Here is a 20,059-nt window from a genome sequence, read left to right on the forward strand (position 1 = left end):
CATCAGGTCGGGTGGTGACAGACGGCTTCGATATTGTGGCCGTCCGGGTCAAGAATGAAGGCGCCGTAGTAATGGGGATGATAGTGCGGCCGCAAGCCCGGGCCGCCATTATCCCGGCCTCCGGCGGCGAGCGCCGCGGCGTGGAAGGCGTCCACCTGGGCGCGGCTTGCCGCGGCGAAGGCCACGTGTACATGGCTTTCCGCGCTTGTGGTCGGGCCGGTCGAGCCGCTTGAGCCGATCCAGAAGAACGGCTTTCCCCCCTGTCCATAGCCGGCATGGGCGGCGGCACCGGTTTCCTCGGCACTCACTTCCATCACCAGCGAGATCCCCAGCGGTGCCAGGGCTGCGCTGAAGAATGTGCGTGATGCGTCAAAGTCCGAGACTGGTACGCCGATATGGTCCAGCATGGTGTTCGTCTCCTGCCGCCGCTCCCGCTCCAGCCTCGCGCCAGCTTCCACTGCTACGCGTGAGGGAAGCGTAGCGTGAGGCAGGTTATGAGCATCTATCTGGGATCGGCGACCCTCACCTACAATTACCTGACCAAGTCCGGTGCGCAGGCCCTGGACCAGCAGGCCAAGAGCCCCACCGTCAAGAACGAGGTGGACTACTTCAAGGCCAATGTCGGCAAGATCACGACGGTCGATGCCTTCGTGAACAACTACCGGGTCTTCAATTTCGCCATGAAGGCCTATGGCCTGTCCGACATGGCTTATGCCAAGGCCTATATGAAGAAGGTCCTCACCTCGGACCTCACCGACAAGACCAGCTTTGCCAACAAGCTTGCCGATTCCCGCTTCACCAATTTTGCCAAGGCCTTCGGCTATCTGAACGGCACCTCGCTCGCCACCGCCGCCTCACCCACCGACGTGGTGAAGGCCTATGTGCAGCAGAGCATGGAGGATGACCTCGGCGCCACCGACCAGGGTGTGCAGCTCGCGCTTTACTTCAAGCGCATGGCCCCGACGGTGAAAAGCGCCTACGGCCTGTTGGCGGATACGGCGCTCTGGAAGGTGGTGAAGACCGTTTATGGCTTCCCAACCGAAATGGGCGCCGCGGGCATCGAGCAGCAGGCGAAGGCCGTGAAGGCGCGCCTCAACGTCGCGGACCTGCAGGACCCCGCCAAGGTGGACAAGATTCTGAAGCGCTTCACGGTGATGTGGGACGCCACCCAGAACACCGCCACCAATCCGGTGCTGCAGCTCTACCCGTCCGCGACCACGGGGGCGGGCTTCACCAGTTCCCTGCTGAACCTGAAATATGGCGGCTGAGGCGCGGGAGCCTCATTCCGCCGCCGCCGCCATGGCGCGCAGCGCCAGGCGCTCGCGGGCCGAGAGCTTTTCCGTCTCGCTCTTCAATTGGCCGCAGGCGGCCAGGATGTCACGGCCGCGCGGCGTGCGCACAGGGCTCGCATAACCGGCGCGGAACACGATGTCCGAGAAGCGTTCGATGGTCTCCCAGTCCGAGCACTCATACTTGGTACCGGGCCAGGGATTGAACGGGATCAGGTTGATCTTGGCCGGCACGCCTTCCAGCAGCTTCACCAAGGCGCGGGCGTCCGCCGGGCTGTCATTCACACCCTTCAGCATCACATATTCGAACGTGATGCGCTTGGCGTTGGAGGCGGGCGGATAAGTCCGGCAGGCCTCCATCAACTCCGCGATGGGATACTTCTTGTTGATGGGCACCAGCACGTCGCGCAGATCATCGCGCACCGCATGGAGCGAGATGGCGAGCATGGGACCCACATCGCGGCCGAGCCGCTCGATCTCCGGCACCACGCCGGAGGTGGAAACCGTGATGCGCCGCTTGCCGAGCCCGAGCCCGTCGCCATCCGCCAGGATCTCGATGGCTTCGGCCACGGAATCATAGGCATAGAGCGGTTCGCCCATGCCCATGAAGACGATGTTGGTGACGAGGCGGTCGCCTTCGGTGGGCAGGCCGGGGCCCACCGCGCGCTCCTGGCCGGGATAGTCGCCCAGCCGGTCGCGGGCCACCAGCACTTGGCCGATGATCTCGGCGGCGGTGAGGTTGCGCACCAGGCGCTGCGTGCCCGTGTGGCAGAAGGAGCAATTGAGTGTGCAGCCCACCTGGCTCGAAACGCAGAGCGTGCCCCGGTCGCGCTCGGGAATATAGACCGCCTCCACCTCGTGGGGACGCTCCCCGGGTGTTTCGGCGGGCAGGCGCAGAAGCCATTTGCGGGTGCCGTCCTGGGACACCTGCTCGACCACGATCTCCGGCCGGGCAAGGCCATAGCTCTGCGCAAGCTGTGCCCGCAAATGTTTGGAGACGTTGGTCATCTCGTCGAACGAGGTGGCGCCGCGCAGATAGATCCAGTGCCAGAGCTGGTTGACGCGCATGCGCCGCTCGCGCTCGGGCACGCCGATGGCGCCGAGGGCAAGGTTGAGCTTCTCCCGGCTAAGGCCGGCGAGGCTCGGCAGTGCGGCGCCCGCCGGAACAGGCGCCGAAAATTCTTCGATCATGCGCGTCATGGGGCCACACATAGCGTTTTCCGGCCGCCGCCGCCACTGCGGCGCGCGCCCGGCACGCATGCCGGATGCACAGAACCGGGCCTCAACCCGCTTTCAACGCCTCCGCCATCGGCGGAGCGCGATCACTTGCACTCCTGGGCCACCCGGTCGAGCGCCTGGCTGATGCCGGACAGGCCATATTTGTCCGTGGTGGGATTGCCGCGCAGCGAGGTCGAGACAACCGTCACGTCCTTGCCCTTGCGGATGGCATCCACCAGCTTGCCCTCGTCCGCCACGTTGCGAACCCAGGCCCCGTCTTCCTTGGTGTAGAGCTGGAAGGCCTGCGATCCGACGGTCAGTTTGGCCTCGCTGCCTTCCTTCAACGGGAAGCCCATCTTCAGGCTCACCTCGTTGGTCACCTTCTCGCCCGGACGGGTGGAGATGAAGAAATAGGCCGGATCGCGCTTCAGCCCGGCAGGCTGGCGATCCTTGGGTTGGGAAATGGCGTAGCACACCCTGGAGTTGCCGCTGCCGCTGGCATAGACGCTCCAGTCACCGAACTGGGCCACCGCCTTGGGCTGGGGCGCCTGGGCAAGAGCGCCACCGGTGGCCGCCAGGAGGAGAGCGGCGCCGAGGATGGCGGAACTTGCACGGATAGGAGCCATGACGTCACCTTGTTGGCTGGAGGGGCGGCCGCAGGTGTCCCCGCCAGCTCGCCCGCTGCGTCTCGGGACGTCCCCTAAAGGTGGACGCCGACCAAAAAATGGCACACAGACAGTTTGCCGTTTCCTTAACACAAGTCGTGCCAATCCCTAGCGTCGTGCTGTGGACGGCGCCCACGGGGCAGAACCGGGAGAAGAATCACGATGAAGGCCGTGCTTTGCGTCCGCTATGCCCCCGCCGAGGATCTGGAGGTCGTGGACCTGCCCGATCCCATTCCCGGCCCCGGCGAGGTGGTGGTGACGGTGGCCGCCGTCGGGCTGAATTTCTTCGACACCCTCATCATCCGCGACCTCTACCAGTACAAGCCGGACCTGCCCTTCTCCCCCGGCGGCGAGTTCTCCGGGGCGGTGAGTGCGCTCGGGGAGGGCGTCACGGATCTGGCCTTGGGTGACCGGGTGGCGGGCTATGTCACCTATGGCGCGGCGCGCGAGAAAGTGGTGGTGCGCGCCGACACGCTGGCGCGGGTGCCGGAGGGGCTCGACATGGTGAAGGCCGCCGGCCTCACCGTCACTTATGGCACCTCCCTCTACGCGCTGCGGGATCGCGGCGAGCTGAAGCCCGGCGAGACCCTGGCGGTGCTTGGCGCGGCGGGCGGCGTGGGCCTTGCGGCGGTCGAACTGGGCAAAATCCTGGGCGCGCGCGTGATCGCCTGCGCTTCCTCACCCGACAAGATCGAGTTTGCCAAGGCCCATGGCGCCGACGCGGGGATCGACTACACCCAAGAGGACCTGAAGGCCGCGCTGAAGCGTCTTGGCGGCGAGAAGGGCATCGACGTGGTCTATGACCCGGTGGGGGGCGAGCAATCCGAGCAGGCGGTGCGGTCGCTGGCCTGGTTCGGCCGGCTGCTGGTGATCGGCTTTGCCGCCGGCTCCATCCCCAAGCTGCCGCTCAACCTGCTGCTCTTGAAGAATTGTGATGCCCGCGGCGTCGCGTTCGGTACCAATGCCCGCCGCGACCCGGCCTGGATGCGCGCGGCGCTCCAGGAATTGTTCGGCTATGCGGCGGAGGGGCGGATTTCCGCCCATGTGGACAAGACCTTCCCACTGGAGCGCTGCGCGGAAGCGCTCGGCGAGATTTCCGGCCGGCGGGTGAAGGGCAAGGTGGTGCTCACCACCGGGCTGTGATCCAGCGGCCGGAGGTCAGCCGCCGGCCTTCATCTCGTCCAAGGCCTCGCGCGCCGCGTCCCGGTGCGTGGGGGTGATGTGGGACGACAGGAGTTTCAATGCGGTGAACAGCACGGCTGCGTCGTCGCCGAACCCGATCACCGGAAGGATGTCCGGTGCGAAATCCGCCGGCAGCACGAAATAGGCGAGCGCCGCCATGAGGCCGGCGCGCACCTTGAGCGGCGTGTTGCGATCGAATGCCGCGAAATAGGCTGCGACGGCGTCCTCGGCAAACGGGACCGAGGCCGCCGTCCGGCGGATCTTGTGCCAGAAGCCGCGCTTGACGCGGGCCTCATCCGCCCGCGCGCGGGAGGCTTCGGCCGCATCCTCCGCCTCAAGGCGGCTCCAGTCGGTGGGGTCGGACGACGAGTTCATCATGAATTTGAGATGGGGATGTCCTGCCGCCCTGCAAGGGGCGTCCCTCAGGCCAGCGGGTAGGCCGCCTCCACCAGATAGGGGCCGCCCCCCACCGAATCGCGCGAGGAGAACAGCACGAAGCGGGGCACCTGGAAGGCCGGGCTGCGATAGGCGCCGCGCATGGACAGATAATCCGCCACTTGGCGGCTGGAGGCATCCCGGAGCCGCGCCAAGGTGACATGGGGCTTGTAGGAGCGGTCCGGTGAGAGGCCGAGGCGCTGCATGATGCGCTCATGCTCCGCCTGGAGTTCCAGCAGCGCCGGGTTGGACCGCACGGACGCGAACAGGGCCCGGGGCCGGTTGCCGCCGAACTGGTCGAGGCCATCGAGCGCCAACTCGAACGAGCGCCGCCGCACCTGGCCCAGCATGTACATTATCTCGCGGCCAAGGCCGTCATCCACGTCGCCGACGAAGCGCAGCGTCACATGGTAGTTTTCCGGGTCGATCCAACGGGCGCCGGACAGGCCACCCCGCAGCATGGACAGATCAAGGCCGATCGGGGCGGGAACCTCGATGGCGGTGAAGAGTCGCGGCATGTGCGCCTCCTACTCCCCCCGCCGCTCGGCCGCCCGGATCACGGACCGCTCCGGCGGGGCAATGTGTCCAGTGAATGAGATTCGCCTGCCCGAGGGAAGACGATCACTTCAGGGGAACGAAGATGTCCACGTCCAGCGCATCCGGCGTCGTGGTCATCGGGTCGGACAGATATTTCTCCACATAGGCGTCCTGTGCCTGGAGATTCTTGCTGTCGAGATAATTGGCAATGGCCTCGTAGGTTTCATCCATGTCGGCAAAAGAGCCGTGATGGGTGAATTTCAGCACCTTGCCGCTGAAAGAGGCGCCCAGTGTCACGCCATCCTTGGGCTTGTCCTGCGTGGTGCCGGAGAACGGGACCTGCGCCTCGAACTCGAACCCCGCATCGTCGCTGGAGGTGTAAAGCACCATCACGTCGCCATCGCGCTTCAGGCCCAGGCGGTCCAACTCGACCGTCACCGCCTTCAAGGCGCCGACGATGATGTCGAAGCCGCTCTCCCAGCTGGCCTGGCCGGTCTTGCTGAGCACGGGCACCGGCGAGAGCACGACCTCCTCCGGCGACATGAGGTCCTGCGTCTGCGGGGCCTGAGCGGGGGACGAGGGCTGGGCGGGCTTGGTGGCCGGCGGGGCGCCGAGGGCCGGCGGGGCGCCGGGCAAGGGGGCAACTTCGGCGGGGGAGGGGGCATTCTGCGCCAGGCCGGCCGTGGCCCCAAGGAGCGCAAGGGCGGGTGCGAGAAGGCCTGACCGCATCGTGTTCCACCATCCGGCGCGAAGGCGAGACGGACCGCTCATTGCATGCTCACTCCTGCCGGCTCGAACCGGCACTGGCTGTTGCGGCGCACTTTTATCATGTTCTCGCCGGGTGCATACGCCCCGCGCGTGGCGAAGGGGTGGCGCAAGGGCCGGTGCCCGCCATATAAGGCGAAACGCGCTTCCGGCCTGCCGCGTCTGGCGGCCGCGCGGCGGCAGGATTTGTCGGACATCATGGCCAGGCTTGCGGATCGCCATTTCGTGAAGATGAACGGGCTCGGCAACGAGATCCTCGTGCTCGACCTGCGTTCGGACCCGGTGGAGGTCTCCCCCGGCGAGGCCCGGGCGCTCGCCCGTCCGCAGGCCGTGCCGTTCGATCAGGCCATGGTGCTCTATCCCCCCCGCCGGCCGGATACCGCCGCCTTCGTCCGCATCCTGAACTCGGATGGCTCTGAAGCAGCCGCCTGCGGCAATGGCACGCGCTGCATCGCCGCCTATGAGGCGGCGCGCGCGGGGGCGGACCATGTGGTGTTCGAGAGCCCGGCCGGCCTCCTCATCTGCGATGTGCAAGGGGACGGCGCCATCACCGTGGACATGGGCGCGCCGCGCCTCGCCTGGAGCGAGATCCCGCTGGCGGCGCCGGTTCCTGACACGGCTGCTTATCTCATTCCCGGCTATGAGGCCCTCGGCCCCGCCAGCCTTGCCAGCATGGGCAATCCCCATGCGGTGTTTTTCGTGGATGGCGAGGTGGATGTGGACCGCCTCGGCCCGGCGCTGGAGCATCATCCGCTGTTTCCTGAGCGGGCCAATATCTCCTTCGTGCGCCAGGCGGGTCCTAATCATCTCATTGTGGACGTGTGGGAGCGCGGCGCCGGCCGCACCCGCGCCTGCGGCACGGCTGCCTGCGCCGTTGCCGTCAATGCCGTGCGCACCGGCCGCACCGGCCGGGCGGTGCGCATCACCCTTCCCGGTGGCGACTTGACCATTCAATGGCGGGAGAGCGACGGCCACGTCCTCATGACCGGCCCGGTGGCCCATGAATTCGAGGGCCAGCTCACCCCCGCCATGCTGACGGAGGCGGCGTGACCGTTCCGGCCGCGCCGGCGGCGGAGCGGGAAGGGGGGATCCAGGTCCTCACCTTCGGCTGCCGTCTCAATGCGCTCGAATCCAGCCAGATGCTGGCCGCTGCGCAAGCTGCGGGCCTTGTCGACGCCGTCATCGTGAACACCTGCGCCGTGACCGCCGAGGCGGTGAACCAGGCGCGGCAGGCCATCCGCAAGGCCAAGCGCGAGCGTCCCGGGGCGCGCGTCATCGTCGCCGGCTGCGCCGCCCAGGCCGATCCGTCGCGTTTTGCCGCCATGCCCGAGGTGGACCGGGTGATCGGCAATGCCCGCAAGGCCGATCCAGCCCTTTGGCGGGAGACGCGGGCGGCCCTCGACCTCGGGGAGGGCGCCGCGCCTCGCCTCGCGGTGGAAGACATCATGGCCGTGCGCGCCGTCGCCCCCCACATGGCCGAGGGGCTCGACCGGCGCACGCGGGCTTTCGTGCAGGTGCAGGACGGCTGCGACCATCGCTGCACCTTCTGCATCATCCCCTTCGGCCGGGGGAATGCCCGCTCGGTGCCCATGGGCGCGGTGGTGGCACACATTGCGCGGCTGGTGGAGGCCGGCCAGCGCGAGGTGGTGCTCACCGGCGTCGACCTGACCTCCTATGGCGGCGACCTGCCCGGCACGCCGACGCTCGGCCGGCTGGTGCGGTCCATCCTGCGCCATGTGCCAGCCCTGGAGCGGCTGCGCCTGTCCTCCATCGACATGGTGGAGGCGGACGACGACCTTCTCGCCGCCCTGGCAGAGGAGGAACGGCTGATGCCCCACCTGCACTTGTCGCTGCAATCGGGCGACGACCTCATCCTGAAGCGCATGAAGCGGCGCCACAGCCGCGCCGATGCGGAGCGGCTCGTGACCGAGATGCGCCGGCGCCGGCCGGACCTGGTGCTGGGGGCCGACCTCATCGCCGGCTTTCCCACCGAGACCGAGGCGCAGTTCCGCAACACGCTTGCCTGCGTCGACGCCCTTGGCCTCTCCTTCCTGCACGTCTTCCCCTTCTCGCCCCGCCCCGGCACGCCGGCCGCCCGCATGCCCCAGTTGGCCCGTCCGCTGGTGAAGGAGCGGGCGCGGCGGCTGCGGGAGAAGGGCGAGGCGGCTCTGCTGCGCCATCTGGCCGCCCAGGTGGGCCGCAGCCGGGCGGTGCTGGTGGAGGCCGACGGCGGCGGGCGCACGCCCCATTTCACCCCGGTGCGGGTGGCGCGCGCGGCGCGCCCCGGCGCCATCCTCGATTTGCGGATCTCGGGCCATGACGGCGCCCGGCTGATCGCCGCCTGACCCAACGCCCCAAGGACGCACATGAGCGAGAGCGGAACACCGGAGAAGAAGGGCTTCTGGAAGCGCCTCACCAGCGGTCTGGCGCGCACCGCCCAGAGCCTCACCCAGGGCATCACGGACCTTGTCACCAAGCGCAAGCTCGACACCGCCACCCTGGAGGATCTGGAGGACATCCTGATCCGGGCAGACCTCGGCACCGCCACCGCCGCCCGCATCGTCGAAGAGGTGGGGCGCGGCCGGCACGACAAGATGATCTCCGCCGACGAGGTGAAGGAGCTGATCGCCGCCGAGGTGGAGACCATCCTCGCCCCGGTCGCCAAGCCCCTGGTGGTGGATACCTCCCACAAGCCGTTCATCCTGCTCATGGTGGGCGTCAACGGTTCGGGCAAGACCACCACCATCGGCAAGCTCGCCTCCCAGTGGCGCTCAGAAGGCCGCAAAGTGGTGCTGGCGGCGGGCGACACCTTCCGCGCCGCCGCCATCGAGCAATTGAAGGTCTGGGGCGAGCGCACCGGCGCCCATGTGATCGCCCGCGCCCCTGGCGCGGATGCGGCCGGCGTCGCGCACGACGCCATCACCGAGGCCCGTGCGCTCAATGCCGACATCCTCATGATCGACACCGCCGGCCGCTTGCAGAACCGCACCGAGCTGATGGCCGAGCTGGAGAAGGTGGTCCGCGTCATCAAGAAGCTGGAGCCGACCGCCCCTCATGCGGTGCTGCTCGTGCTGGACGCCACCGTCGGCCAGAACGCCCTCTCCCAGGTGGAGGTGTTCTCGCGTATTGCCGGCGTGACCGGCCTCGTTATGACCAAGCTGGACGGCACCGCGCGCGGCGGCATCCTGGTGGCCATCGCGGCCAAGCACGGCATTCCCGTGCACCTGATCGGCGTCGGGGAAGGGGCGGACGATCTTCAGCCCTTCGCGGCCCGGGATTTTGCCCGCGCCATTGCCGGCCTGAGCTGACATTCCGCCGCCCGGACGCATCTTCCCCGGGCCCTTACCGCACTTGGCAGGGCCGCCCTAGCGGAAGGCCCGTGTGGGCTGCGGCGGTTGCGTGGGCGGGGCATGTGGCGGCTGGGGCGGACGGCCAGGCGACGCCATCGGCCGAAGCGCGGGCTCGCCGAAGCCAGGGCTCGTCGGCGCGCCGGGTTGAGGCCGTACCGGTCCGTTGCCCGGTCCGTTGCCAATCCCTGGACCATTGCCGTTTCCCGGGCCGTTGGCTGGGGGCCTCGCCTGCGGGCCGCCCTGCATGCCGCGCTGGGAGGCAACCGGCGGCTTCAGCGGTCGACGGCGCTCCAGCACGCGCCGGCTGGCCAGGATGGCCTCATAGAGGCTGGCATAATCGTCCGCCATGGCCTGCGCGGTGCGTTCTGTCCCCTCGGTGTCCTGCCAGCGCAGCACCTCGGCGCGGCGATCCGCCATTTCCTCCGGCGTGTCGCGGATGTAGCGCACCGCATCCGCCATGAGGCGGGCATCGGCCGCATCGAACAACCAGCCGGCACCATGGGCATTGATGCGTTCGCCCACCGCGCCGAGATCCCGGCCGAGCACGGGAAGCCCGGCGGCCCAGAGCTCCGTCAGCACGTGGCAATAGGTTTCGGCCCACAGCGGGGCAAGAAGGCCCATATGGGCGCCGATGGCCTCGGCGCGGGCCACGAAATCCTCCCGCGCATAGGGGCCGTGGGTGATGACGGCGCGGGTATCCAGCCCGTCATCATAGCCGCCGAGATGATGCACCTCCACGCCCTCGGGCTGCAGTAGGCGCGCCAGTTCGCTCACCAGGGCGGAGCCCTTGGCGCGCGACAGGTCGCCGGCCACCAGGATGCGAAACGGACCGCCCGGCGTGACCGGCGCCGCCCGGCCGAAGCGGGCGAAGGTGCGGCCATGGGGGATCACCTTCAGCCGTCCGGCGACGGAGGGCATGATGCCGCCGATGAGCTCGGCCACCGAAGGGGCGGTGGTCACCAGCGCGTCGCACGAGGCGATGGCCGCCTGGAAGCGGGCGCGCCAGCGCTCCACATAGGCGTTCTTGATGTCGGGCATTTCGCTCTGGTCCCACAGCTCCGAGCGGCAGGGGCCGGGCGTGTGGGTGCAGCGCCCGGCGCAGAATTGCCCGGCCTCGTCGATCAGTTTCACGCTGGGGCAGAGGGTATAATAATCGTGGAAGGAATAGACGGTGGGAAGGGCCAGAGAGGCGCACACCGACGGCAAGCCGAGGCTGTGATAGGCAAGGTGCCGGATGTGCACCAGCTCGATGGCATATTTCACCATCCAGCCGCGCACGGCCGTGTCATAGGCATCCGACGTGTGGAGCACGGGGTCGATGCGCCGGTCGAGCACCTTGCGCTCCAACAGCCGCTGCTCGTCCGCGTCCGCCGACCACAATTCCAGGACGTGACCGTTGCAATAGAGCAGATAGGGCTCGTAGCGGTCGCGCAGGCTCTCCATCAGGTCGCGATTGGTCTGCGGCGTGCCGCCGCTCAAGGTAGAAATGACGAACAGGAGGCGCGGCCGCACCTTCGCCGGAGCCTCCTGAAAGGCGCGGCGCACCTGGTAGCGCACGGTGTTCAGGTCGGTGCGGCGCGAGAAGCTGTCGACGATCACGTCATATTCGGAATGACGCTTCAGCGTCTCCCGCGCTTCCTTCTTCAGCGCGGCGGCGCGGGCACCGAAGCTGGCCTCGCGCTCATGCAGCACATAGGTGCGGTCGTCGATCACGTGCTGCCAGCCCAGATGCATGGCGCGCACGCAGAAATCATTCTCCTCGCCATAGCCCTTGGCGAAGGCCTTCAGATCGAAGCCGCCCACCGCGTCATAGCAGGCCCGGCGGATGAACATGCAGAAGCCGTTGCCGGTGCCCACCGCCGGATAAAGACCGAGCGCCGATTGATTGACGAGGCGCGAGACCTCGGCGGCGGACAGGTGGGGCGGCAGCGGATTGGCGCCGTTGATGTCAGGCGCGGAGAATGCCCCCGCGCGGTTGGAAAGCGCCGTCACCGTCCCGATGCGCGGCCCTTGCCAGGAGGCGGTCAGGAGGTTCTCCAGCCAGCGCGGCCCCACTTCCGTATCGGCATTGAGGATGACCACATCCCCCTCGACGGACCGGATGCCCGCGTCCACCGTGCGGGCGAAGCCCTCGTTCTTGCGGTTGCGCCGCACGATCACATTGCCGAGCCCCTCCAGCCGCTGGAGCACGGTGAGCACGGCGGGATCGGTGCTGGCATCATCCAGCACCGCCATGCGTGCCCGCGCGGTGGTGTGGCGCAGGAGCGCCGTGAGGCAGCGCTCCAGGGCCGCCGGCGCATTGAAGACCGGCACGATGATGGTGGCCAGCGCCCGGTCCAGGCCGGGATTGCGCAGGTCTGGATCGGCCAGGGAGGGCGCGGCGATTTCCACTGGCGAGCCGCGCAGGTCCGTGCCGGTTTCCGTATCGCGGATGGACACGGTGAACCGGTCCGCCCGCACCGGAGGCCGTCCCCAATTGAGGGCAAACCCACCCCCGCTCGTGGACAGGCCGGCGAGGCGCAGGTCCATGCGCTCGCGGTCGGCGGGCAGCTGGGCGAAGGGAATGCCGTCGATGGCAATGTCGACGGTGGCCATGTCCTCGGGCAGGCCCTCCCGCACCGCCCAGCCGGACAGGCTGTGGGCGTCGGCAAAGTCGACGGCCCCGATCGGCCGGCCCGATCCGAATACGGCGGTATCCAGTTCCAGATCGCCAGCAAAGAGCTGCACCGGGACCTTCTCCGGCACCCCGCCCAGCTCCACGAAAGCGGGGGCAAGGTCCTCGGCCGTGAGCCTGAAGCCCAATTGGAGATCCGGCCGGATGCCGGAGGCGGCCAGATCCGGCCGCGGCAGGTCGGCCGGAATGGTCACCTCCAGGCCGGCAAAGGTGAGGCGGGCGGCAGGTTCGGGGGTCTCGGGATCGAAAATCCAGCCGGAGATCCCGTTCTGCCCGGCCCGCTCGATCCGTCCCCGTGGCGTCAGAGGCTGGATATCCACCGCCCGCGGCAGCAGTTCCACCGGGCGGTCATGGCCATCGGAAAGCTCGATGCGGGCGACGGTGCGGGCATCCAGTGCGGCGGGCACGCAAACCACGAAGCCGCAGGCCACGCCCTCCAGGCCGACGCTTGCAAGATCAGGCCGCGTGCTGAAATGGCCAGTGCGCCCCAGCTCCATTCCCCCCACGCGCACCACCACCTGTTCGGGGGGTGTCCGGCTTCGGGAGGCGATGCACCATCCCAGGATCAGCGAGACATGATGGCCCGATTCAATGCGGTCGACGGCCCCGATCAGGCCCGCTTCTTCGATGCTGGTCATTCGGTCTCGCCGGAGCAATTGCGCTGGAGCATATCATCCCTTTCCACCGCAGTGCGATAGAGACGCGATCACGCTGAATGACATTGCATGTCCGATCAGCGCGGAGAAGGTTTCATGATGCCATCTCGAGCCGGCGAAGACGTGACCCAGGCGGATCTTCAGGAGGCAATAGATCCGAAGCGCGGCCTGAGCGCGCAGGAGGCGGCGGATCGTCTGCGCCAGTTTGGCCCCAATGTGGCGGCCGCAGGACCCCAGCATTCGCTGGTTCGCATGATCCTTCGGAAGTTTGCCGACCCCCTGGTGGCCATCCTGCTGGTCGCCGCCGTCGTCTCCGGTGGCACGGGGGACTGGCAGAGCCTCGTCATCATCGTGCTGATCGTCCTGTTCTCCATCAGCCTCGATGTCATCCAGGAGCACAAGGCCGAGCGGGCGATTGAGGCGCTGCGACAGGCGGTTGCGGTGACCGCCCAGGTGCGGCGGGATGGGGCTCTGATACGGGTTCCGGTACGAGAGATCGTGCCGGGCGACGTGGTCGAGTTGCGCGCCGGAGACCTCATTCCCGCCGATGGGCTCATTGTCCGCCAGAAGGAGGCCATGGCCGACGAAGCCCTGCTGACCGGCGAACCCTACGGGGTGGAAAAACGCGCTGCGGCTTCGCTCCCTGGCGCCGAGGCCGAGGCCGAGGCGGAGGCGGGCGCCTCAACCCTTTATGCGGGCACCAACCTGGTGGGTGGGGAGGCCACCCTGCTCGTCCGCGCCACCGGCGGCGCGACCCGCTTCGGGGCCATTGCCGCCGCGCTGGAGCAGCGCACGGGGCCCACCGCATTCGAGCGGGGCGTCCATCGCCTGGGCATGCTGATCCTGCGCCTGACCGGCTTCCTGGTCCTGTTCGTGCTCCTTACCCAATTGGTTCGTACCGGTCTCACCCTCGACAGCTTCCTGTTCGCCGTGGCGCTTGCCGTCGGCCTCACGCCCGAGCTTCTGCCCATGGTGATGACCGTCACCCTGGCCCGTGGCGCCACGCGCATGGCGGAGCGCAAGGTGGTGGTGAAGCGCCTGTCCGCCATCCATGACTTCGGCGCCATGGACGTGCTGTGCACGGACAAGACGGGCACCTTGACCGAGGCGCGCATCGCCCTGGTGGAGACGTTCGACGCCGCAGGCCTTCCCAACGCGCGAGTGGCGGAACTGGCCCGCCGCAACGCCCGCTTCGCCACCGGCGTGCGGTCCAATCTCGATGACGCCCTGCTGGCCGGCGACGCGGCGCCTGGCGCCTCGGGCGAAGACCGCTGGCACGCGGTGGCGGATCTGCCGTTCGACTTCCAGCGCCGGCGGTCTGCGGTGCTTCTGGCACAGGGGGATTGCCGGGACATGGTGGTGAAGGGGGCGCCGGAAGAGGTGCTCGCCCTGTGCGATCGGGTGGAGGACGGGGCGGGCGCGGTCGTGCCCCTTGATGCGCCGGCGCGCGCCCGCATCGCCGCGCTGATGGCGGCCAAGGGGGCGGAAGGGTTGCGTCTTCTGGGCGTCGCCTGGCGCTCCATGCCTGCAACGTGCGAGAGCCTCGCGCTGGAGGACGAAGCGGGGCTTGTCTTTGCCGGCTGCGCTGCCTTCCTCGATCCCCCCAAGGCGTCCGCGGGCCCGGCCGTGGAGCGGCTGCGGCGGGCCGGCATCGCGGTGAAGGTCATATCGGGCGACGCCGAGCCGGTGGTGCGCCACCTGATGACCACGCTCGGCCTGCCGGTGCGCGAATGCCTCACCGGGGCCGAGATCGCCGAGCTGTCGGACATTGCCCTCGCCGAGCAGGCGCCGCACACGGATCTGTTCGTGCGCGTCTCCCCCGACCAGAAGATGCGGGTGGTGCAGGCGCTGCGCCGGCGCGGCCATACGGTCGGCTTCATGGGCGACGGCATCAATGATGCCCCCGCCATTCATGCGGCGGATGTGGGCCTCTCCGTGGAAGGCGGCACGGATGTGGCGCGGGAGGCGGCCGACATCATCCTTTTGGCCCCGGACCTCGGCGTCCTGGCCGATGGCGTGGCCGAGGGCCGGCGGACCTATGCCAACATCATGAAATATGTGCGCATGGGCACCAGTTCCAATTTCGGCAACATGCTCTCCATGGCGTTCGCCTCTTTGGTCCTGCCCTTTCTGCCGCTGGCGCCGCTGCAAATCCTCATCAACAACCTGCTCTATGATCTCTCCGAGATCGGCATCCCCTTCGATCGCGCGGACCCCGGCGATCTCGAACGCCCGCACAGCTGGGACATGCGGGACGTGCTGCACTTCACCTTGGTAATGGGGCCGCTCTCCTCGCTCTTTGACCTCGCCACCTTCGCCGTCCTGCGCCTCGGCTTCGGGGCGCCGGAGGAGATGTTTCGCACCGCCTGGTTCGTGGAGAGCATCGCCACCCAGATTCTGGTGATCTTCATCGTGCGCACCGCGGCGCCGACCCTGTCGAGCCGGCCGCATCCTTTGCTGGTGGCCAGCTCCCTCGGTGCACTTGCTCTCGCCCTGCTGATCGCGCTGACGCCTTTGGGTCATGTGCTGGGTTTTGGCGCCCTGCCATGGCCCGTGCTCGGCGCCATCGGGGTCATTTCCCTGGCCTATCTCGCCAGCGCGGAGGTCCTTAAGCGGTTTGCCATGCGGTCCAGCACACGCCCCGCTCTCCTACCGCCCGGCACCTGAGCAGGTGGTCCCGGCCGGCTGCGCCGCCGGCCGGGCTTTGCTCACGGGCAGGCGGACTGCATGCGGTTCATGGCGGCGGTGACGCCGCTTAAGGAGAAGATATAGTTGGTGGAATTGCCGCGCCGGGATTGCGCGGAGATTTTTAATTCATCGCCGCGCTTCAGCGCCGCCACGAAGTCCGACTCCTGGGCCGCCGATGACAGCCAGGCATTGGTGCCGCCCACCATCATGGAGAAGTCCTTGCCGTCCACGTCCGCCTTGACGGTGGAATTGGGGGCGAGGTCATAGCCGGTGGTCAGGCTCGCCTCGGTGCGGTTGGCGTTCTTGCCGACCATGCGGACAAAGAACGAGACATCGCCATGGTTGAGGGTGGAAGGCATCTCCCGCTTGGGCGCGGAGTAGATGTAGCAATGGGAGGCACCATTGTCCTGATATGTCCAGACGCTCCAATCATTGTAGGTGCCTAGTGACTTTGGCACAGCAGCGGAAGCTGCTCCGCACGAAAGGATCAGAACTGCTGTCAGGGCCATACGTGGCAGCATATTTCTCTCCAATGCTATGCAAGATGTGGCCATCTAGCCGCCGCGGAGGTTAACGAAAGGTGGATTTGCCGCCAAATTCGGCCCCTTCGTGGCAGCGTGGCGCGAAACTGGGCGAAATCGTTGCGGGCCAAGGCTTCAGTTTGGCCGTCCGTGGATTTTGGAAATAGACCAGTTCAGCAACTAGTTGCTATCTGGCGGTGCGGGGCCGGTGTCCAATCGGCCCATGATGAATGCCCTTGAGACCTCCTCCTCCCTCTTCGATCCCTCGGCGGTGCCGCAGGAGATCCGCCTGAGTGCCGCCCGGGATGAGCTGGTTGTCACCTGGGATGACGGTCGCCCCCACACCTTCCGGGCCTCCGCCCTGCGCACCGCCTGCCGCTGCGCCTGGTGCACCCGCGCCCGGGCCGAGGAACGCTTTCCCAAGGACTTTCCCGGCATCGCCATCACCTCGCTTTCCCCCATCGCCGACTATGCCCTGAACCTGCATTTCTCGGACGGGCACGAGCGCGGCATCTACCCCTTCAGCTATCTGCGCGCCCTCGCGGGGGCCGACCTTGCGGAGCACAGGCCATGAGCGACATCCCCACCGAGATCGTCGAATGCGACATCCTGGTCATTGGCGGCGGCACGGGCGGGCCTATGGCCGCCATCAAGGCCAAGGAAAAGAATCCCGGCCTCAAGGTCGTGCTCATGGAGAAGGCCAATGTGAAGCGCTCGGGCGCGGTCTCCATGGGCATGGACGGGCTGAACAATGCCGTCATCCCCGGCTATGCCACGCCTGAGCAATATGTGAAGGAAATCACCGTCGCCAATGATGGCATCGTCCATCAGAAGGCGGTGATGGCCTATGCCACCGGCTCCTATCCGATGATCCAGTATCTGGATTCCATCGGCGTGAAGTTCGAGAAGGACGGCTCGGGCGAGTACAATGTGCGCAAGGTCCACCACATGGGCACCTATGTGCTGCCCATGCCGGAAGGCCACCACGTCAAGAAGGCGCTCTACCGCCAGCTGCGCCGCCTTCAGGTCAACGTCACCAACCGCTACATGGCCACCCGCCTCTTGAATGCGCCGGACGGCCGCATCGCGGGCGCCATCGGCGTGAACACCCGCACCTCGGAATTCCTGGTGGTGCGCGCGAAATCCGTGATCCTGGCCTGCGGCGCCGCCGGGCGCCTGGGGCTGCCGGCCTCGGGCTATCTGTTTGGCACCTATGAAAACCCAGCCAATTGCGGCGATGGCTATGCCATGGCCTATCATGCGGGGGCGGGGCTGGCGAACCTGGAATGCTACCAGATCAACCCGCTCATCAAGGACTATAACGGCCCGGCCTGCGCCTATGTGACCGGCCCGTTCGGCGGCTACACCGCCAACAACAAGGGCGAGCGCTTCATCGAGTGCGACTATTGGTCGGGCCAGATGATGAAGGAGTTCTTCGGCGAGCTGGAGAGCGGCAATGGCCCGGTCTTCCTCAAGATGAACCATCTGGCCGAGGAGACCATCTCGGAGATCGAGACCATCCTGCATTCCAACGAGCGGCCCTCCCGCGGCCGCTTCCACGAGAAGCGCGGCACCGATTATCGCCAGCGCATGGTTGAGATGCACATTTCCGAGATCGGCTTCTGCTCCGGCCACTCCGCCTCCGGCGTGTGGGTGGACGAAAATGCCCGCACCACGGTGGATGGCCTCTATGCCGCCGGCGACATGGCCAGCGTCCCGCACAATTACATGCTCGGCGCCTTCGTGAATGGCGGCATTGCCGGGCGGGACGCGGCCGATTACTGCGCCTCCCTCGATCTGCCGGCCTATGACCCGGCCGATGTGCGCGCCGAGCAGGAGCGGGTGCTCGCTCCCACCCGCCGGGCGGACGGGCTGACCCCGTTCGAGATGGAGTTCAAGACCCGGCGCCTGGTGAACGACTATCTCCAGCCGCCCAAGGTCACCGCCAAGTATCGCATCGCCCAGGAGCGCTTTGCCGAGATCCGCGATGACCTCCAGCACCTTGTGGCGCGCGATCCCCACGAGCTGATGCGGGCGCTGGAGCTGCAATCCATCCTCGACTGCGCCGACATGGCCGCCGCCGCCTCGCTCTATCGCACCGAGAGCCGCTGGGGCCTCTATCACTGGCGGGTGGATCATCCCGCCACCGACAACGAGAACTGGTTCTGCCACACCCTTCTCTACAAGGATGCCGACCGCCGCATGGCCCATCGCAAGCGCGCGGTGGACCCCTATGTGGTGGAGATCCCCGAGGAAGAGATGGGCGCCTACCACCAATTGCGCACCCCGGCCATCGCCGCCGAGTGACCCTCTCGCCCTTTCGGAGCCCGCCATGCCGTTCGCCAACCACACCACCTCCGTTCCCGTCACCGTCGACGACGACAAGTGCATTGCCGAGAAGGGCTGCCGCGTGTGCATCGATGTGTGCCCGCTCGATGTGCTCGCCATCAATCCGGCCTCCGGCAAGGCGCACATGAAGTATGACGAGTGCTGGTATTGCATGCCCTGCGAGGTGGATTGCCCCACCGGCGCGGTGAAGGTCGAAATCCCCTATCTGCTGCGCTGAGGATCAGGACATGGCGGTCTTCGAGACCTTCGACGACGAACTGGACGAGATCGCGGAGCGCGCCCGCAGCACTGATGCGGGCATCCGCCGGGTGGCCATGCTGGAGCTGGCGGAGGCGGTGGACCCCGCCGCCGTGGACCTCCTGCTGGAGGGCATCGTCGATCCCGACGCTATGGTGCGCGAAGCCGCCGCCAAGGCGCTGGACGAGCACCAAGGCGCGCCCGTCGCGCTCGCTCTGATCGGCGCCCTCGACGATGACGTGGAGGCGGTGCGCCTTGCCGCCGCCGAGAGCCTCGCCGACAAGAAGGAGCCGGCCAGCGCCGGTGCCCTGATCGAGCGCGCTCGGGAGGGCAATGCCTTCGTGCGGGCTTCGGCGCTTCGGGCGCTGAAGGAGATGCAGGTGGAGGCCGCCATGCCGGTGGCCCTGTCCGCGCTCTCCGACCCGGAAGTGGCGGTGCGCCGGGAGGCGCTGGGCGTGCTCGGCTATCTGAAGGCCGAGGCGGCCCTGCCGGCGCTGATGATGGCGGCGGGCGATGCCGAGCCGTCCGTGCGGCGCTCGGTCATGGCCTCCCTCGTCTTCGTGCGGCCGGGAACGGCGGGCGTGCCGGCGCTTTTGAAGGGCCTCACCGATCCCAACTGGCAGGTGCGCGAGGAAGCGGCCTTCTCCATCGGCAAGGCCAAGTTGCCGGAAGCCGTGGGCGCGCTGGTGATCGCCGTTGGCGACGAGACCTGGCAGGTCACCGCCAAGGCCATCAACGCGCTCGGCAAGCTCAAGGCCCGCGAGGGCGTGCCGGTGATCGCCGGGGCGCTCGGCCATGATTTGTCCAACGTGCGCAAGGAGGCCGCGGCGGCGCTCGGCGAGATCGCCGATCCGGCGGCGGTCACGGCGCTGGAAGGGGCGTTCGACGATCCCGATCCCGACGTGCGCAAGCTGGTGCGCTGGGCCTTGGACCGCTGCCGCGCGGCGGCCTGAGGGGAGCGCGGCGTTTGCAGCTTTAACCTGGACGTTGATCCTCGCGGCGCCCCTGCGTCGCGGGGATTTTTTTTTGAAAACAGGATGTTGGGCCTCGTTCGCGCGGTCGGGCGCCCGGCATCTCTGCCTCCGATCGGCGGCATCTCCTTTTTCGGCCGCACTCCGGTTTTGATCCTCTGACCCATCTTTCTCCTCAGGTCCGTCTTCCCCTTCTGCCCCTGGTCCGCCTCTGCCCTTGGTCCGCCTCTGCCCCCTCCCTAACCCTCCCCCGCTTTGCAGGAGAGGGGACTGCGGTGCGCTTGGTAGGGCGGTGTCTCTGATCGCCATTGCGCCTGTCATCTCGACCTTCCCCCGGCGCGACAGGCTCCCTCTCCCGCGAAGCGGGGGAGGGGTGGGGAGGGGGAATGACGGACGATGAAGCGTTCTCGTCCCCCAAGCCGCGCCCCGCCTTTTTCCTCAACTCCTCCCCATCCTGGGTCTTTGCCCCCTCCCTAACCCTCCCCCGCTTTGCGGGAGAGGGGACGTTGGTGCGCTTGGTAG

At 67.6% G+C, this 20,059-nt stretch carries 18 protein-coding genes; 10 read left to right on the forward strand and 8 right to left on the reverse strand.

The genetic code is table 11. The features are described from left to right. Window positions 1-2: 2 nt before the first annotated feature. A complete protein-coding gene (locus ACT54L_RS14460; RefSeq protein WP_476086320.1) occupies window positions 3-407 on the reverse strand; it encodes a VOC family protein in 405 nt (134 codons plus the stop codon). An 87-nt stretch (window positions 408-494) separates the two neighbouring features. Between ACT54L_RS14460 and ACT54L_RS14465 the strand changes: the two genes are divergently transcribed. Then, a complete protein-coding gene (locus ACT54L_RS14465) occupies window positions 495-1,268 on the forward strand; it encodes a DUF1217 domain-containing protein (RefSeq protein ID WP_476086321.1) in 774 nt (257 codons plus the stop codon). 12 nt (window positions 1,269-1,280) lie between these two features. On the opposite strand, the gene rlmN is transcribed toward ACT54L_RS14465, so the two are convergent. Next, window positions 1,281-2,489, reverse strand: coding sequence for a dual-specificity RNA methyltransferase RlmN (gene rlmN / locus ACT54L_RS14470; RefSeq protein ID WP_476086322.1), 1,209 nt, complete (start codon window positions 2,487-2,489; stop codon window positions 1,281-1,283). A gap of 122 nt (window positions 2,490-2,611) precedes the next feature. Then, window positions 2,612-3,133, reverse strand: a complete 522-nt coding sequence (locus tag ACT54L_RS14475) for an invasion associated locus B family protein (protein ID WP_476086323.1) — start codon at window positions 3,131-3,133, stop codon at window positions 2,612-2,614. A 201-nt stretch (window positions 3,134-3,334) separates the two neighbouring features. Here ACT54L_RS14475 and ACT54L_RS14480 point away from each other — a divergent pair, with 201 nt between their 5' ends. Further along, window positions 3,335-4,315: an NADPH:quinone oxidoreductase family protein gene (locus tag ACT54L_RS14480; RefSeq protein ID WP_476086324.1), complete on the forward strand. Its 981-nt coding sequence runs from the start codon at window positions 3,335-3,337 to the stop codon at window positions 4,313-4,315. Window positions 4,316-4,330: 15 nt separating this feature from the next. On the opposite strand, the gene ACT54L_RS14485 is transcribed toward ACT54L_RS14480, so the two are convergent. The 3 genes from ACT54L_RS14485 to ACT54L_RS14495 form a co-directional block, all read right to left on the reverse strand. Next, complete coding sequence (locus ACT54L_RS14485; protein WP_476086356.1) at window positions 4,331-4,729, reverse strand: YkvA family protein; 399 nt, start codon at window positions 4,727-4,729, stop codon at window positions 4,331-4,333. Window positions 4,730-4,776: 47 nt separating this feature from the next. Further along, window positions 4,777-5,307 (reverse strand): RNA 2',3'-cyclic phosphodiesterase, encoded by a 531-nt coding sequence (thpR, locus tag ACT54L_RS14490; RefSeq protein ID WP_476086325.1) that lies wholly within the window; start codon window positions 5,305-5,307, stop codon window positions 4,777-4,779. A 103-nt stretch (window positions 5,308-5,410) separates the two neighbouring features. Continuing rightward, window positions 5,411-6,055, reverse strand: coding sequence for a GyrI-like domain-containing protein (locus ACT54L_RS14495; protein WP_476086326.1), 645 nt, complete (start codon window positions 6,053-6,055; stop codon window positions 5,411-5,413). A 234-nt stretch (window positions 6,056-6,289) separates the two neighbouring features. Between ACT54L_RS14495 and dapF the strand changes: the two genes are divergently transcribed. From dapF to ftsY, 3 genes are read left to right on the forward strand one after another with little or no spacing between them, the layout of a single operon-like run. Continuing rightward, window positions 6,290-7,141 (forward strand): diaminopimelate epimerase, encoded by an 852-nt coding sequence (gene dapF / locus ACT54L_RS14500; protein WP_476086327.1) that lies wholly within the window; start codon window positions 6,290-6,292, stop codon window positions 7,139-7,141. Then, window positions 7,138-8,436 carry a tRNA (N(6)-L-threonylcarbamoyladenosine(37)-C(2))-methylthiotransferase MtaB gene (gene mtaB / locus ACT54L_RS14505; protein WP_476086328.1) on the forward strand — a complete coding sequence of 433 codons (1,299 nt, stop codon included), beginning with the start codon at window positions 7,138-7,140 and terminating at the stop codon, window positions 8,434-8,436. Before dapF ends, mtaB begins: the two co-directional genes overlap by 4 nt. A 21-nt stretch (window positions 8,437-8,457) precedes the next feature. After that, window positions 8,458-9,399, forward strand: a complete 942-nt coding sequence (ftsY, locus tag ACT54L_RS14510; protein ID WP_476086329.1) for a signal recognition particle-docking protein FtsY — start codon at window positions 8,458-8,460, stop codon at window positions 9,397-9,399. 57 nt (window positions 9,400-9,456) lie between these two features. Here the strand turns inward: ftsY and ACT54L_RS14515 are convergent, their stop codons facing one another. Beyond that, window positions 9,457-12,753, reverse strand: a complete 3,297-nt coding sequence (locus ACT54L_RS14515) for a glycosyltransferase family 2 protein (protein WP_476086330.1) — start codon at window positions 12,751-12,753, stop codon at window positions 9,457-9,459. 114 nt (window positions 12,754-12,867) lie between these two features. On the opposite strand from ACT54L_RS14515, the gene mgtA reads away from it, so the two are divergent. Beyond that, on the forward strand, window positions 12,868-15,438 hold the full coding sequence (gene mgtA / locus ACT54L_RS14520; RefSeq protein ID WP_476086331.1) for a magnesium-translocating P-type ATPase: 2,571 nt from the start codon (window positions 12,868-12,870) through the stop codon (window positions 15,436-15,438). Window positions 15,439-15,479: 41 nt separating this feature from the next. Here the strand turns inward: mgtA and ACT54L_RS14525 are convergent, their stop codons facing one another. Further along, window positions 15,480-15,917 (reverse strand): invasion associated locus B family protein, encoded by a 438-nt coding sequence (locus tag ACT54L_RS14525; RefSeq protein ID WP_476086332.1) that lies wholly within the window; start codon window positions 15,915-15,917, stop codon window positions 15,480-15,482. A 286-nt stretch (window positions 15,918-16,203) separates the two neighbouring features. Between ACT54L_RS14525 and ACT54L_RS14530 the strand changes: the two genes are divergently transcribed. The 4 genes from ACT54L_RS14530 to ACT54L_RS14545 are packed head-to-tail and all read left to right on the forward strand — an operon-like array spanning window position 16,204 to window position 19,519. Continuing rightward, complete coding sequence (locus tag ACT54L_RS14530) at window positions 16,204-16,554, forward strand: DUF971 domain-containing protein (RefSeq protein WP_476086333.1); 351 nt, start codon at window positions 16,204-16,206, stop codon at window positions 16,552-16,554. Continuing rightward, complete coding sequence (locus tag ACT54L_RS14535; protein WP_476086334.1) at window positions 16,551-18,287, forward strand: fumarate reductase/succinate dehydrogenase flavoprotein subunit; 1,737 nt, start codon at window positions 16,551-16,553, stop codon at window positions 18,285-18,287. The genes ACT54L_RS14530 and ACT54L_RS14535 overlap by 4 nt, the downstream gene beginning before the upstream one ends. A gap of 25 nt (window positions 18,288-18,312) precedes the next feature. Next, on the forward strand, window positions 18,313-18,546 hold the full coding sequence (locus tag ACT54L_RS14540) for a 4Fe-4S dicluster domain-containing protein (protein WP_024277657.1): 234 nt from the start codon (window positions 18,313-18,315) through the stop codon (window positions 18,544-18,546). A gap of 10 nt (window positions 18,547-18,556) precedes the next feature. Then, window positions 18,557-19,519 (forward strand): HEAT repeat domain-containing protein, encoded by a 963-nt coding sequence (locus ACT54L_RS14545; protein WP_476086335.1) that lies wholly within the window; start codon window positions 18,557-18,559, stop codon window positions 19,517-19,519. The last annotated feature ends 540 nt before the right edge of the window (window positions 19,520-20,059 follow it).

This window comes from Aquabacter sp. DMC10 (genome assembly GCF_056314145.1).

Excerpts from the sequence above, each read along its gene's own strand:
- ACT54L_RS14545 (WP_476086335.1), top strand. The coding sequence starts at position 18,557 with ATGGCGGTCTTCGAGACCTTCGACGACGAACTGGACGAGATCGCGGAG.
- ACT54L_RS14495 (WP_476086326.1), bottom strand. The coding sequence starts at position 6,055 with ATGCGGTCAGGCCTTCTCGCACCCGCCCTTGCGCTCCTTGGGGCCACG.
- ACT54L_RS14535 (WP_476086334.1), top strand. The coding sequence starts at position 16,551 with ATGAGCGACATCCCCACCGAGATCGTCGAATGCGACATCCTGGTCATT.
- ACT54L_RS14485 (WP_476086356.1), bottom strand. The coding sequence starts at position 4,729 with ATGAACTCGTCGTCCGACCCCACCGACTGGAGCCGCCTTGAGGCGGAG.
- dapF (WP_476086327.1), top strand. The coding sequence starts at position 6,290 with ATGGCCAGGCTTGCGGATCGCCATTTCGTGAAGATGAACGGGCTCGGC.
- ACT54L_RS14515 (WP_476086330.1), bottom strand. The coding sequence starts at position 12,753 with ATGACCAGCATCGAAGAAGCGGGCCTGATCGGGGCCGTCGACCGCATT.
- rlmN (WP_476086322.1), bottom strand. The coding sequence starts at position 2,489 with ATGACGCGCATGATCGAAGAATTTTCGGCGCCTGTTCCGGCGGGCGCC.
- ACT54L_RS14475 (WP_476086323.1), bottom strand. The coding sequence starts at position 3,133 with ATGGCTCCTATCCGTGCAAGTTCCGCCATCCTCGGCGCCGCTCTCCTC.
- ftsY (WP_476086329.1), top strand. The coding sequence starts at position 8,458 with ATGAGCGAGAGCGGAACACCGGAGAAGAAGGGCTTCTGGAAGCGCCTC.
- mgtA (WP_476086331.1), top strand. The coding sequence starts at position 12,868 with ATGATGCCATCTCGAGCCGGCGAAGACGTGACCCAGGCGGATCTTCAG.
- ACT54L_RS14480 (WP_476086324.1), top strand. The coding sequence starts at position 3,335 with ATGAAGGCCGTGCTTTGCGTCCGCTATGCCCCCGCCGAGGATCTGGAG.
- ACT54L_RS14540 (WP_024277657.1), top strand. The coding sequence starts at position 18,313 with ATGCCGTTCGCCAACCACACCACCTCCGTTCCCGTCACCGTCGACGAC.
- ACT54L_RS14530 (WP_476086333.1), top strand. The coding sequence starts at position 16,204 with ATGATGAATGCCCTTGAGACCTCCTCCTCCCTCTTCGATCCCTCGGCG.
- ACT54L_RS14460 (WP_476086320.1), bottom strand. The coding sequence starts at position 407 with ATGCTGGACCATATCGGCGTACCAGTCTCGGACTTTGACGCATCACGC.
- thpR (WP_476086325.1), bottom strand. The coding sequence starts at position 5,307 with ATGCCGCGACTCTTCACCGCCATCGAGGTTCCCGCCCCGATCGGCCTT.
- ACT54L_RS14465 (WP_476086321.1), top strand. The coding sequence starts at position 495 with ATGAGCATCTATCTGGGATCGGCGACCCTCACCTACAATTACCTGACC.